The following is a 12,774-nucleotide window of genomic DNA, read 5'->3' as shown; positions in this document are numbered from 1 at the left end:
AGCGCGCCACCCTAACTCGCACGCGAAACGAGTCCAGCAGCGAATTAACCAATGTTGGCGCATCCGTTTTGGACCCATCCCTCATTGCTACTCCGTTTCGGATAGGTTTCCCTCCGAAACGGGGGAATGGCCAAATGCTGATCGCCGCGATCGACGCCGTTGCGCGCGAATCTACCTTGTTCGCCGCGATCTGGTTTCTGGTCGGCGGCATCGATGATCTGGCGGTGGACCTGATCTACGTCGCGCGGCGGCTGAAGATGAAGCTGCGGCCGGGCGTAGAAACGCCCTCTCAAGGCGATGCGCCGGTGCCGGGCCGGATAGCCGTGTTCATTCCTGCCTGGGATGAATCCGCAGTGATCGGCGACATGCTCCGCACGGCGCTCGCCCGGTTCGAGCACGACAATTACCTCCTCTATGTCGGCACCTACCCGAACGATCCGGAAACAATCCACGCGGTAGCGCAGGTTTCGGCGCTGGATGCGCGGGTACGGCTCGTCATCGGCGGGCAGGCCGGTCCGACGACCAAGGCGGATTGCCTCAACACGCTCTGGCGAGCGATGCTGCGCGACGAGGCGGTGGAGAATGTGCCGGTCTTCGCAGTCGCCCTCCACGACGCGGAGGACGTCGTCCACCCGCTCGAACTCCGCGTCTATGCCCAGTGGCTCCGGCGCTACGTTGCAGTCCAGCTCCCCGTGCTGCCGCTTCCGCATCCACGCTCCCGCTTCGTTGCCGGGCACTACATGGACGAGTTTGCCGAGGCCCACGCCAAGTCGCTCGTCGTCCGCCAGGCGCTTGGCGCGGGAATGCCGCTTGCCGGCGTAGGGTGCGCGGTACGCCTGGACATGCTCAAGCAGATCGCGGAGGCGCGCGGCGGCGTTCCTTTCGATGCGACCTCGCTTACCGAGGATTACGAACTTGGGCTGACCGTCGCATCCATGGGGGGTGAGACCGCACTGGCCCGCGTAGCCGAGCGTCCCGGCGGTCCCCCTGTCGCGGTACGGGCCTATTTCCCAGACACGCTCCCTGCAGCCGTGCGGCAAAAGGCGCGCTGGCTCAACGGGATCGCGCTCGCCGGTTGGGATCGCACCGGCTGGAGCCGCGCGGGCAATCTGGGCGATCATTGGATGCGGATGCGCGACCGTCGCGCGACGTTGGCAATGCCGGTGCTCGCCATTGCCTATGGCGCACTGGTTGCCTGGGGCACGTCGTCGGGCGCGCATTTCATCTCGAACAATCCGCCGCCGGCCCTTCCGCCGCTCATCCAGGATCTGCTGTGGGTAAATTTCGCGCTGCTCGGCTGGCGGCTCGGGGTCCGGGGCTTATTCGTCTGGCGCGGCTATGGCTGGCGAGAAGCGTTCTGGTCCGTGCCGCGCGCCTTTGTCGGCAATTTGATCGCGTTGCTGGCCGCGCGGCTGGCGCTGATCGCCTATATCCGGATGCTAGCGGGCGCGGCACCGCGCTGGGACAAGACGGATCACCAGTTTCCGGATGATCCCGAGCACGTGGCAGTGTGAGCGCGCGCGGTCGGCCCTTCCGCTTTGTCGGGCTGGTCTGCGTTGGCTGGATCGGCGTGCGCATCGCCCTGCTCTGGCCGCAGACCGGATCGCTGCCCAATGCTATCCGTGCGCTCGTTCCTCTTGCGGCAACGCCATCCGCCGAACTGCCCGCGATGGCCGTGGCGCTCGGCCTGCCCGCGCGTCCCCCACGGCGGATCTCCGCCCGCCGCTTCCGGCCCCGCTGGCCGCTGAACCCCTCGCCACCTTTGCACGCCGGCCCATTTGCGCCGCCCATTCCGCTGCCAGGCTTCCAGCCTTTGGAAGAATTCGCGCTAGCGCCGGCTCCGCCCGCCTTGCCGCTTCCGCCCCCGCCCTCCCCTCGCACCAATCGCTGGTCGGCAAGCGGCTGGTTCGTAGCGCGGGGCGGGAGCGGAACCGGCGCCGCGCCCGCCGGGCAATTGGGCGGCGGGCAGGCAGGTGTGCGGGTCGCCTATCTCCTGGCGGCCCGGCCGCGCATTGCGATATTCGGGCGCGTCTCTGCCCCGCTTGCCGGTAAGGGACGGGAAGCTGCGGCCGGAGTGGAATGGCAACCCGGCCAGGCGCCGATTCGCCTGGCGGTGGAGCGTCGCGTCGCGATCGACGGAGGGCCATCCGGCATAGGCGCCGGGATAGCGGCGGGGCTTTATCGCGAAGCCCGTGGCTTTCGTATCGAGGGCTATGTTCAGGCGGGTGCCGTCGCACGCGGCCGCGTCGATCCTTATGCCGATGGCGGCATTCGCGTCGCGCGCACGGCAGCATATCCCTTGTCGCTCGGCATCGGCGCATGGGGCGGCGTGCAGCGCGGTGCCGAGCGGCTCGATATCGGCCCTTCCGCCACGCTGACGCTGGGCAGGCTCCGTCTCTCCCTGGACTGGCGCCAGCGCGTGGCGGGCCGCGCAAGGCCGGGTTCGGGGCTGGCGCTCACATTGGGCGGAGATTTCTAGCGCCGCGCTTTTGCACGGCCGCGCGGGACGCGGTATCGCGTGCTGCCAATGGACCTGTACCTCCCCATCGCCAGCCTCTCGGTCAACGCGCTCGTTATCGTCGCGCTGGGGCTGGGTGTCGGGCTCCTGTCGGGCATGTTCGGCGTCGGCGGCGGCTTCCTCACCACGCCGCTTCTGATCTTCTACGGCATCCCGCCGACCGTCGCTGCGGCCTCGGCAGCTAGCCAGGTGACCGGCGCGAGCGTTTCGGGCGTGTTCGCGCATTTCCGCCGTGACGGTGTCGATGTGCATATGGGACTCGTGCTTGTTGCCGGCGGGGTGGTGGGGAGTTTGGTGGGAGCGGGGATATTCACCCAGCTGCAGGCGAACGGCTCAATCGATACTGTAATCGCGATTCTTTACGTCTTAATGCTCGGTTCGATCGGCGGATTGATGCTGCACGAATCGGTGGGCGCGATCCGCGTGGCGCGCGGCCATGCCCGCGCCAAGCCCCGGCGGCGGCGGCATCACCCGCTGGTGGCGATGCTGCCGCTGCGCTGGCGCTTCTACCGCTCGGGGCTCTACATCTCGCCGCTCGCACCGCTGATCCTGGGCTTCTTCACCGGCATCCTGACCGTGCTGCTCGGCGTCGGCGGCGGCTTCATCCTGGTACCGGCGATGCTCTATCTGCTGGGCATGGGCACGCAGGTCGTGGTCGGCACCTCGCTGTTCCAGATCCTGTTCGTCACGGCCGCCGCGACGATGGTGCACGCGACCACCACCAAGGCGGTCGACATCGTCCTCGCCGCACTGCTGCTGCTCGGATCGGTCATCGGCGCACAGCTCGGCGCGCGGATGGCGCAGAAAGCGAAGCCCGAATATCTGCGGCTGGTGCTGGCGATCATCGTGCTGGCGGTGGCGCTGCGCATGCTGCTCGGCCTCGCCTGGCGACCCGACGAGATCTATACGGTGCATACGCTGTGAAGCGCCGGGCCATCCTGCTGCTGGCCCCGCTGCTGATGGGCCAGAGCCAGCCCGGACAGAAGCCGGTGCTGGTGCCCGACGTCTCGCAGCGCGACATCGAGATCGCCTATTCCTTTACCGGTGCCGAGCTCCTGCTGTTCGGCGCGATCCTCTATCCCGGGGGGCGCGTGCCGGGCGACAAGGAGAAACCGGCGGATATCGTGGTGGTCGTCAAAGGGCCGACCCAATCGGTGCTCGTCCGCGAGAAGGAGAAGGTGGCAGGCATCTGGGTCAATGCGGGGCGGATGCGGTATCGCTCGGCACCCAGCTTCTTCGCCGTCGCCTCTTCCAAGCCGATCCGCGAGCTTGTCGACGAACGCACCCGCGCGATCTACGAACTGGGCGTCGACAGCCTCCAGCTTTCCCCCGCATCGGGCGCGACGCCAGAGGTGCAGGGCCGGTTCGACAAGGGACTGGTCGATCTCAGGACTCGCACCGGCCTTTATTATGAAGCGCCCCGCGCGGTGGAGATCACCGACGGCGTGCTGTACCGCGCGCGGCTCCAGATTCCGGCGCGCGTTCCAGTTGGCCGCTTCACCGCCGAGACCTTCCTGATCCGCGACGGGCGCGTGCTCGCGGCGGCCGTCCGCCCGATCGACATCCGCAAATCGGGCTTCGAGCGCTTCGTGGCTACCAGCGCAGAACGCCATTCATGGATCTATGGCATTACCGCCGTCGCGCTATCCATATTGTTCGGCTGGGGCGCGGGGGCGATCTGGCGGCGATTCTGATCGCACGAAACACACCGTATTTTTACCTCCCATGGGCACAATGGCCGCCGTCAAATGGGAGTGACCGATGGAAGGCCAATTCGGCGCGCGCGGATTCGAAGGTGCGACGCCTGTCTCTTCGGACGCTGCCGCGCCCGCACGGGCATCGCTCCAGCCGATCGGCGCGGTGATGGAAATCTCCGGGTCGTCGAGCCAGATTCTGCTCGATCCCGAAGCGCTGGAAGCGCTTTCCTCAAGCGCCGACAATGTGGTGGCGAATGCCGGCCAGGTCGGCGCGCAGGTGAAGATGCGCGTCGGCGCAACCTGGCTGATCGCCAATGTCCGCTCGCTCCGGCTGGAAGACGGTCATATCGCCGCGCAGATCGACTTTCTGGGCGAAGGCGATGAGGAAAGGCTGACCGGCAAGCTCTACAAGTTCCGCCGCGGCGTTACGCGCTATCCCACCCCGGGCTGCGCGGTCTTCCCGGTATCGACCGCCGACCTGAAGCAGATTTATGCCGCCGAGGACCGCGCGCATATCGAGATCGGCAATGTCTATCCCACCAAGGACATCCGCGCCGCGCTCTATATCGATTCGATGCTCGGCAAGCATTTCGCGCTGCTGGGCTCCACCGGCACCGGCAAATCGACCGCCGCCGCCCTGATCCTTCATCGAATCTGCGAATGCGCCCCCCAGGGCCATATCGTGATGATCGATCCGCACGGCGAATATGCCAGCGCGTTCAAGAATACGGGCGCGCTATACGACGTATCGAATCTCGCCATGCCCTATTGGCTGATGAACTTCGAAGAGCATTGCGAGGTCTTCCTGACCACACAAGGTTCGGACCGGCAGGTCGATGCCGATATCTTCGCCAAGTGCCTGTTGATGGCCAAGTCGAAGAACCGGCTCGCTGCCGAGATCGGCAAGCTGACCGTCGATGCGCCGATCCCCTATCTGCTCTCCGACCTGACCCAGATCATCCAGCTCGAAATGGGCAAGATGGACAAGGCGACCGACACGGCGCCCTATCTGCGGCTCCGCTCGAAGATCGACGAGATCAAGTCCGATCCGCGCTATGCCTTCATGTTCTCCGGCATGCTGGTAGCAGACACGATGGCGCAGTTCATCGCGCGCATCTTCCGCCTGCCGGGCGACGGCAAGCCGATCTCGATCATCGACGTGTCGGGCGTGCCCAACGAAATCACCTCCGTCGTGGTCGCGGTGCTCAGCCGCATGGTGTTCGATTTCGCGATCTGGTCACGCGGCGAGGCCAAGCGCCCGGTGCTGCTGGTGTGCGAGGAAGCGCATCGCTACGTGCCCAATGAACGCAATGCCGATGGATCGTCGGTCGGCCGCATCCTCAGCCGCATCGCCAAGGAAGGCCGTAAGTACGGCGTCTCGCTGGGCCTGATCACCCAGCGGCCGTCCGATCTTGCCGAAGGCGTGCTCTCGCAATGCGGCACCATCCTGTCGATGCGACTCAACAACGAACGCGACCAGGCCTTCGTCAAGGCCGCAATGCCCGAAGGCGCGCGCGGCTTCCTCGATTCGATCCCGGCGCTGCGCAACCGCGAGTGCATCGCGGTGGGCGAAGGCGTCTCGACTCCGGTTCGCCTGCTCTTCGACAATCTTGAAGAGAATAAGCGCCCCGCCTCCGAAGACCCGCTCTTCTCCGAGCTGTGGCGCGATGCGGGCGGCGAGGAGCAGATCCTGGAGCGCACGATTCGCCGCTGGCGCGCACAGGGCAAATAGCCCGGACCCGACCGGCACCCCGCGCCGCCCAAGGTGCGCGCCAGCTACGGCGCTAGCGTGGCATGCTCGCAAGCAATTCCTCGAGCTGATCCAATTGCTCGGGCAGTCCGGCGGCCGAGCCCTGCATGGCTTCCTCGAGCGCCCGCGCCGAGGGATAGGCTTCATGGAAGGTAAGCAGCGTCTTCCCGCCCCGATCCTCGAACGTGACGGTCGTGATCGCGCCCTCCTCGCCTTCGTCATTGGTCCAGACGATGCGTTCGTTCGGGATCACTTCGAGATATTTGCCGTAAAAGGCCATCGTCTCAGGACCGCCGGCACTGAATTCCAGCCGGTATTTGCCGCCGGTGCGCATATCCAGGTCACATGCGACGATCGACACCCCCGCCACCGACTTTGGCATCCACCAGCGCTGGAACAGTTCAGCGCGGCTCCACGCCTGATACACCATAGTCGGCGGCGCATCGAAGAGTCGCGTGACGACGAGTTCGCGATCGCCCTTGCGTTCGATCGAGGTGCGGGCTTGCGCGCCCGCCGTGCCGCTAATCTGCTGATCCATTGCCTTGCTCCTGCTTCATCTCGCTGATGATTTCGTCCAGCGCGTCGAAGCGCGCTTCGAAGAGCTTTCGCCGCGCCTCGATCCATTCGGCTTCAGCCGCGAGACCGCGCGCCCCGAGCTTGCAGGTTCGCACCCGCCCAACCTTTTGCGTGACGACGAGCCCCGCGCGTTCGAGCACCTGGACATGCTTCTTCACGCCGGTCAGCGTCATCTGGAACCGTTCGGCGAGGCTGGTGATCGACGCCTCTCCGCGCCCGAGCTGATCGATGATCCCCCGGCGGGTCGCATCGGCCAGCGCCGCGAAGGACAGATCGAGAGGGGGGCTTACATACTGAACCATATGGTTCAGTAATTACGCAAACGCGCGGGCAGTGCAAGCGAGAAGTTTCGCGGCCGGCTATCGTTGAAGATTGGGAAAAGGCGCGGCACCGGCTTCGTGCCGGCTCCGCGCGACAATCATCCCGGGAGGCTCAGTCCTCGTCCCGTTCCAGCCCATGCCCCACGGGCACGGCGAGCATCGCGTTCAGCTTGGCGCGGAACTGGCTGAGATCGCCGCCGGTCAGCTGCTTGGTCGAGCTGAACGAGATCGAGCGCGGGTTCACGGCGACGCCGTTCTTGTACCATTCGTAATGGAGGTGCGGACCGGTCGACATGCCGGTGTTGCCGACCGCGCCGATCTGCTGCCCTTTGCGCACATGCTGGCCCGGGCGGACATAGATGCGGCTGAGATGGCCATAGCCGCTGCCATTGCCGCCGCCATGGCTGAGCCGGATGAGGTTGCCGTAACCAGAGCTGCGCCCGGCGACCTGCACCACGCCATCGGCTGCGGCATAGACGGGCGAGCCCCAGGGGGCGGCGATATCGACGCCCTTGTGCATCCGCGCATAGCCGAGGATCGGATGACGGCGCATGCCGAAGCTGGAGGAGAAGCGGCCATTGGCGGGCATGCCCATCATGCCGGTGGTGTTGCCCTTGCCCGAGCTGTCATACCACTCGACCTTGCCGCCGCTTTCATAGGGCAGCATCTGGACGTTGTTGGCGCAGCCGCTGACCCCGGCATACATCAGATTGCCGAGCTGGACCTCGCCGGTCTCGGCGCGCGCCTGGCCGATGATGATATCGAACTTGCAGCCCGAACCGAGCCGCGACACCGGCACGCGGCTGGCAAGCGTCTTGATATAGGTCTCGACCGCCTTGGCGGGCGCGCCGGCGGCGCGGGCCGAACGATACAGGCTGCCGCCGATCGTGCCCTGGATGCGCAGCGGAGTCCGGTCGATTGCGATCGGGATTTCCTTGAGGCTGAGCGTGCCGCCCGAGCGGGCGACTTCGAGCTTGAGGTCGAAGCGGGCGCGCAGCTCCAGCTTTTCGAGCGGGCGCGGCTGCGACTTATCGGCGCGACGGCCGAGCGTCAGATCGAGCATCGTGCCCGGCTGGATTTCGCCCAGCGCCACGGCCTTGGTGATCAGCGCGCCGACCGCGCTTGCGTCGCCCTTGCCAACGCCCGAGCGCTGGAGAACGCCCAGCAGCGCCTCGCCCGATGCGAGCTTGGCGGTGGATTGAAGGATCGGCCGCTCCGGCGTGTCGGTCAGCGGGGTGACCAGGCGCGACGCGGCGACGCGGTAGCCGGTGGTGCCGCCCATCCCGAGCGGGCGGATCGATTGCGCGCGGGTCGCGTCGAACTGCGCACCGGTCATCTTGGGCGGCACGGTGCCGTAGATCGGGTTTTCAAAGCCCGGTGCCAGCAGCAGGGTGAAGGCGCACAGGCCGATGCAGGTGGCCGCGCCGCGATACCAGGTGAGCGAGCCGATGCGCGAGCCGAGATCGGGCATCACATCGAAGTCGGAGAAACGGCGGCGGAACTTGGCGGTGAAGACCTGCGGCGCGGCAACGCTTGCGCGCCCGCCTGCCCCTCCGGTCATCTCGCTGTCGCTCTCGCTACGCACGAACAAGGCTGACGCCCCCCAAAATCGGTCCGCAAATTAGGCCGCAACCCCCGGCTCTGGGGAAGATCACTGTGTAGGCGATCTCTTAAAGTCAAATTAAGCAGCACCTTTGGCTGTCCCACGTGCGATGAGCTGTGCGCTGCCAAGGATGAAGGGAGGCATTTACCAACTTCGCCAACGAAACCAATGTGGTTAACTTCCCTAAGGTACAGCCCGTAAGCTTGCGGTTTCAGCGAGTCGCGACGATCTTGAAGATAATATGAGCCAGTTCGCGCGTTCCCCGGTCACCGCGGTGCTCGGCCCGACCAATACCGGCAAGACGCATCTCGCGGTCGAGCGGATGTGCGGGCACGCGAGCGGCATGATGGGCTTCCCGCTGCGACTGCTCGCCCGCGAGGTCTATGACCGCGTCGTGCGGATCAAGGGCGAGGCGAATGTCGCGCTGCTGACGGGCGAGGAGAAAATCCTGCCGCCCAAGGCCAAATGGTTCCTGTGCACCGCCGAGAGCATGCCGATCGGCGGCGGCAATGGCGATCGCGAGTTCGCCTTTGTCGGGCTGGACGAGGCGCAACTGGGAGCCGATCCCGAGCGCGGCCATGTCTTTACCGACCGGCTGCTGCGCGCGCGCGGCTTTGCCGAGACGATGATCCTGGGCTCCGATTCGCTCAAGCCGATGCTCAAGGCGCTGGTGCCCGATGCGGAGATCATCGGGCGGCCGCGCTTTTCGACGCTCAGCTATGCCGGGGCGAAGAAGCTCTCGCGCCTGCCGCGGCGCAGCGCGATCGTCGCGTTCAGCGCCGAGGAAGTCTATGCGGTCGCGGAGGCGCTGCGGCGGCTTCGCGGCGGCGCGGCGGTGGTGATGGGCGCGCTTTCGCCGCGCACCCGCAACGCACAGGTCGAGATGTTCCAGGCGGGCGAGGTCGACTATCTCGTCGCCACCGATGCGATCGGCATGGGACTGAACATGGACGTTCACCATGTCGCCTTCGCCGGCCTCAGCAAGTTCGACGGACGCCGCCAGCGCCGGCTGACCATCGCCGAGATGGCGCAGATCGCCGGACGCGCGGGGCGGCACCAGAAGGACGGAACCTTCGGCGCGCTCCACGAAGAGGGGCCGAACGCGTTCACGCCCGAGGAAGTGCTGGCGATCGGGGCGCACCGCGTCCGCCCGCTCGAGAAGCTCTATTGGCGCGAGGGCGAGCCCGATTTCGCCAGCATCGACGATCTGATCGCCAGCCTGGAGGCGAAGCCCTCGCACGAGGCGCTGCGCGCCGCGCCCCAGGCCACCGACCTGGCGGTGCTCAAGCGGCTGGCAGACGAGCAATGGGTGCGCGACCGGGTGCGCCATCCGAGCCAGGTCGCGCGGCTCTGGGCCGCGTGCGGCCTGCCCGATTTCCGCAAGCTCGGCGTCGATCCGCATGCGCGCTTCGTCGGGCGGCTGTTCGGGCATCTGTCCGAGGGCAAGGGACACGTGCCGCACATCTGGTTCGCCGACGAGATCCAGCGGCTCGACAATATGGGGGGCGATGTCGAGACGATCGCTGGGCGGATCGCCGCCACGCGCAGCTGGGCCTATATCGCGCACCGCCAGGATTGGCTCGAGAACCCCGCTCACTGGGCCGAACGCACGCGCGCGATCGAGGAGAAATTGTCCGATGCGCTCCACGCCGGCCTGACGCAGCGATTCGTCGACAAGCGCACCACCGTCCTGCTCCGCCAGATCGGCGCGGACGCATCGAACCTGCCGGTGACGATCGGGCCGGAAGGCGAGGTGAGCGTCGAGGAGCATGTGCTGGGCTGGCTCCAGGGCTTCCGGTTCAGCGTCGATCCGGATGCGCGGATGGGCGACAAGAAGATGCTGCTGGCGGCGGCGGAGAAACGGCTGGCGGGGGAATATCGCAAACGCGGCGCGGCGCTGGCGGGGGCGAGCGACGAAGCGTTCGCCTTCGTTCCCCAGACTGGCGCACCGGGAGATTCCCGCCGCTCGCCGGGAAACATCGCCTGGCACAGCACCGTTGTCGCCAGCGTTGAACACGGCCCCAATCTCGCGCGCCCCCGCGTCCTGCTCGATCGCGCGATCGACGTGCTCGATCCGCCCGCGCGGACTGCGGTGCAGAACCGGCTGAACGATTGGATGATGGCGCAGCTTGCGCGCAACCTCCCGGTTTTCGTGGCGCTCGACGCGGCAACACGCGATCCGCAAGCGGGCGGTGAGCTGCGCGCGCTTGCCGGGTTGTTGCTGGAGGCGGGCGGGTTGCTCCCGCGCCGTGCTGCAGCCCGGCTGGTCGATGCGCTGCCCCCCGACGCGCGCAAGGCGCTTCGCAAGATGGGGGTGACGATCGGCACGCTCGACCTGTTCGCGCCCGCGTTGCTCAAGCCGCGCGCCGCGCGCTGGCGCCGCGAATGGATGGGGCTGGAGGATGCGCCGTCCGACGGTGCGACCGTGTTGCCACGAAGCGCCCCCGGTGCAGAATTGCCGCACGGCTATCGCCCGCTCGGGGCCCAGGCGGTGCGCGTCGATCTGGTCGAGCGCATCGCCCGCGCCGCGCATGACAGCCGCACGAGCAAGGGCAAAGGCGGGCGCAAGCCCTTCGTGCCCGATCCCGCGCTCGCCACGTCGATGGGGGTCAAGCCGGAAACGCTTGCCCGGCTGATGGCGCAGCTCGGCTTCCGCACGGCGCGGGCGCGCGCAGGCGAGGCCCAGCAATGGATCTGGCAAGGGCTCACCCCCGTCGCCGCGCCCAAGCCGCCCCCAGCCGACAATGCCTTCGCCATTCTCGCGAGCCTGCGGCATGGCTGAGGGCGCGACGATGCGGCTCGATCGCTTCCTCTGGTTCGCGCGGCTCGCCAAGACGCGTTCCGCCGCGCAGGCGATCGCGGAAAAGGGCACCTTGCGGCTCGATGGCCGCCGGATCGAGCGATCCGCCGTGCCGGTGCGGATCGGTTCGGTGCTGGCCTTTCCGCTCTATGGCCAGGTCTGCGTCATCCGCGTCGAGGCCCTGCCCGCCAGGCGCGGCCCGCCCGCCGAAGCGCGCGCCTGTTACCAGAGCCTGATAACTGAGAATGTCTCGCAGGAAGCTTCGATTGATTGACGCGCGGAATCGACCGGCATAGCAGGGGGGCCGATCAGTCGTTCCAAGGGGCCCGTTCCGCCATGACCTATGTCGTCACCGACGCTTGCATCCGCTGCAAGTATATGGACTGCGTCGAGGTATGCCCCGTCGATTGCTTCTATGAGGGCGAGAACATGCTCGTCATCAATCCGAACGAGTGCATCGATTGCGGCGTCTGCGAGCCCGAATGCCCGGCCGAAGCAATCCTGCCCGACACCGAGAATGGCCTCGAAAAGTGGCTGGAACTCAACAAGACCTATTCGGAAGAATGGCCGAACGTGACGCAGAAGGGCGACGTTCCCGCCGATGCCGATGCCTGGAAAGGCGTCGAAGGCAAGATCGAGCATTTCTCGGCGGAGCCCGGTTCGGGCAGCTAAAGCCGAGTCGGCACACCCAAAGTTCGAAAATCCAGGCCCGATGGGCGCATATTCAGCAAAAAGCTGCGGAAAACCGTAATTTTCCGTGGCTTCGTGGCCTTGCGGGTGTGGTAATTTTATTGCGAGCGTGCTATATAGCTTTCGACGAAGGCATAAGGGCCTTTGCCTGGAGAACTATTCATTTGCCCCGATCCGCCAGCCCGGCCGTTAGCGCGCCCGGGCCGACGCCGCAATCGTCGGGGCCTGTATTTCACGGAAAGGTTGCACGCACATGGCTGCCAAGGCGCTGTCCTTCGATGTCGGCGATTATGTCGTTTACCCCAAGCACGGCGTGGGCCGTGTGATCGAACTTCAAAAGCAGGAAATCGCGGGCATGCAGCTTGAGCTGTATGTGCTCCGCTTCGAAAAAGAGAAAATGACCCTGCGCGTTCCGACCAACAAGGCGGAGAGCGTCGGCATGCGCAAGCTTTCGAGCGACAAGACGCTCCGCGAGGCGCTGGAGACCCTGAAGGGCAAGCCGCGCATCAAGCGCACCATGTGGTCGCGCCGCGCGCAGGAATATGAAGCGAAGATCAATTCGGGCGACCTGGTGTCGATCGCCGAAGTGGTCCGCGATCTGTTCCGCGCCGAGGACCAGCCCGAACAGAGCTATTCCGAGCGTCAAATCTTCGAAGCCGCCGCATCGCGCCTCGCGCGCGAGCTCGCCGCGATGGAGCAGATCGACGAGCCGGCCGCGCTGGTGAAGATCATCGACATCCTCAAGGTCGCAGCTGCGGTCTGGAACAAGGACAAGGTGCCGGCCTAAGCCGCACCGGCCTGGATCGACGAAAGGGGCGGC

The 12,774-nt window shown here is 66.3% G+C and carries 12 protein-coding genes; 9 read left to right on the top strand and 3 right to left on the bottom strand.

Annotated elements, in window-relative coordinates:
* Positions 1–134: 134 nt before the first annotated feature.
* The 5 genes from SSO01S_RS13965 (at position 135) to SSO01S_RS13945 (ending at position 5,947) form a co-directional block, all read left to right on the top strand.
* A complete protein-coding gene (locus SSO01S_RS13965) occupies positions 135–1,514 on the top strand; it encodes a glycosyl transferase family protein (protein ID WP_066799800.1) in 1,380 nt (459 codons plus the stop codon).
* The gene (locus tag SSO01S_RS13960; RefSeq protein WP_066799797.1) at positions 1,511–2,479 is read left to right on the top strand and encodes a hypothetical protein; all 969 of its coding nucleotides are present in this window, start codon (positions 1,511–1,513) and stop codon (positions 2,477–2,479) included. The genes SSO01S_RS13965 and SSO01S_RS13960 overlap by 4 nt, the downstream gene beginning before the upstream one ends.
* Positions 2,480–2,527: 48 nt before the next feature.
* Positions 2,528–3,442: a sulfite exporter TauE/SafE family protein gene (locus SSO01S_RS13955; protein WP_066799784.1), complete on the top strand. Its 915-nt coding sequence runs from the start codon at positions 2,528–2,530 to the stop codon at positions 3,440–3,442.
* Positions 3,443–3,477: 35 nt separating this feature from the next.
* Entirely contained in the window at positions 3,478–4,212 is a 735-nt protein-coding gene (locus SSO01S_RS13950; RefSeq protein WP_174520793.1) for a TIGR02186 family protein, read from the top strand.
* A 67-nt stretch (positions 4,213–4,279) separates the two neighbouring features.
* Positions 4,280–5,947: an ATP-binding protein gene (locus SSO01S_RS13945; protein ID WP_066799775.1), complete on the top strand. Its 1,668-nt coding sequence runs from the start codon at positions 4,280–4,282 to the stop codon at positions 5,945–5,947.
* Between the two features lie 52 nt (positions 5,948–5,999).
* Here SSO01S_RS13945 and SSO01S_RS13940 read toward each other — a convergent pair whose 3' ends face one another.
* The 3 genes from SSO01S_RS13940 to SSO01S_RS13930 form a co-directional block, all read right to left on the bottom strand.
* The gene (locus SSO01S_RS13940) at positions 6,000–6,503 is read right to left on the bottom strand and encodes an SRPBCC family protein (protein ID WP_066799771.1); all 504 of its coding nucleotides are present in this window, start codon (positions 6,501–6,503) and stop codon (positions 6,000–6,002) included.
* Positions 6,487–6,843, bottom strand: a complete 357-nt coding sequence (locus tag SSO01S_RS13935) for an ArsR/SmtB family transcription factor (RefSeq protein ID WP_066799770.1) — start codon at positions 6,841–6,843, stop codon at positions 6,487–6,489. Before SSO01S_RS13935 ends, SSO01S_RS13940 begins: the two co-directional genes overlap by 17 nt.
* 130 nt (positions 6,844–6,973) lie before the next feature.
* Positions 6,974–8,446 carry a M23 family metallopeptidase gene (locus SSO01S_RS13930; protein WP_245646792.1) on the bottom strand — a complete coding sequence of 491 codons (1,473 nt, stop codon included), beginning with the start codon at positions 8,444–8,446 and terminating at the stop codon, positions 6,974–6,976.
* A 259-nt stretch (positions 8,447–8,705) separates the two neighbouring features.
* Between SSO01S_RS13930 and SSO01S_RS13925 the strand changes: the two genes are divergently transcribed.
* The 4 genes from SSO01S_RS13925 (at position 8,706) to SSO01S_RS13910 (ending at position 12,741) form a co-directional block, all read left to right on the top strand.
* On the top strand, positions 8,706–11,246 hold the full coding sequence (locus tag SSO01S_RS13925) for a helicase-related protein (RefSeq protein ID WP_066799766.1): 2,541 nt from the start codon (positions 8,706–8,708) through the stop codon (positions 11,244–11,246).
* Entirely contained in the window at positions 11,239–11,538 is a 300-nt protein-coding gene (locus SSO01S_RS13920; protein WP_066799763.1) for an RNA-binding S4 domain-containing protein, read from the top strand. The genes SSO01S_RS13925 and SSO01S_RS13920 overlap by 8 nt, the downstream gene beginning before the upstream one ends.
* A gap of 62 nt (positions 11,539–11,600) precedes the next feature.
* On the top strand, positions 11,601–11,936 hold the full coding sequence (fdxA, locus tag SSO01S_RS13915) for a ferredoxin FdxA (protein WP_066799760.1): 336 nt from the start codon (positions 11,601–11,603) through the stop codon (positions 11,934–11,936).
* Positions 11,937–12,207: 271 nt separating this feature from the next.
* Positions 12,208–12,741 carry a CarD family transcriptional regulator gene (locus SSO01S_RS13910; protein WP_066799757.1) on the top strand — a complete coding sequence of 178 codons (534 nt, stop codon included), beginning with the start codon at positions 12,208–12,210 and terminating at the stop codon, positions 12,739–12,741.
* Positions 12,742–12,774 lie beyond the last annotated feature (33 nt).

Source organism: Sphingomonas soli NBRC 100801 (genome assembly GCF_001591025.1).
In the GTDB taxonomy this organism is placed as follows: Bacteria; Pseudomonadota; Alphaproteobacteria; order Sphingomonadales; family Sphingomonadaceae; genus Sphingomonas; species Sphingomonas soli.
This window is presented reverse-complemented; position numbering and strand designations above follow the sequence as displayed.

Coding starts and splice junctions, on each gene's coding strand:
- SSO01S_RS13920 (WP_066799763.1), top strand. CDS start 11,239: ATGGCTGAGGGCGCGACGATGCGGCTCGATCGCTTCCTCTGGTTCGCG.
- SSO01S_RS13925 (WP_066799766.1), top strand. CDS start 8,706: ATGAGCCAGTTCGCGCGTTCCCCGGTCACCGCGGTGCTCGGCCCGACC.
- SSO01S_RS13945 (WP_066799775.1), top strand. CDS start 4,280: ATGGAAGGCCAATTCGGCGCGCGCGGATTCGAAGGTGCGACGCCTGTC.
- SSO01S_RS13955 (WP_066799784.1), top strand. CDS start 2,528: ATGGACCTGTACCTCCCCATCGCCAGCCTCTCGGTCAACGCGCTCGTT.
- fdxA (WP_066799760.1), top strand. CDS start 11,601: ATGACCTATGTCGTCACCGACGCTTGCATCCGCTGCAAGTATATGGAC.
- SSO01S_RS13910 (WP_066799757.1), top strand. CDS start 12,208: ATGGCTGCCAAGGCGCTGTCCTTCGATGTCGGCGATTATGTCGTTTAC.
- SSO01S_RS13940 (WP_066799771.1), bottom strand. CDS start 6,503: ATGGATCAGCAGATTAGCGGCACGGCGGGCGCGCAAGCCCGCACCTCG.
- SSO01S_RS13950 (WP_174520793.1), top strand. CDS start 3,478: ATGGGCCAGAGCCAGCCCGGACAGAAGCCGGTGCTGGTGCCCGACGTC.
- SSO01S_RS13935 (WP_066799770.1), bottom strand. CDS start 6,843: ATGGTTCAGTATGTAAGCCCCCCTCTCGATCTGTCCTTCGCGGCGCTG.
- SSO01S_RS13965 (WP_066799800.1), top strand. CDS start 135: ATGCTGATCGCCGCGATCGACGCCGTTGCGCGCGAATCTACCTTGTTC.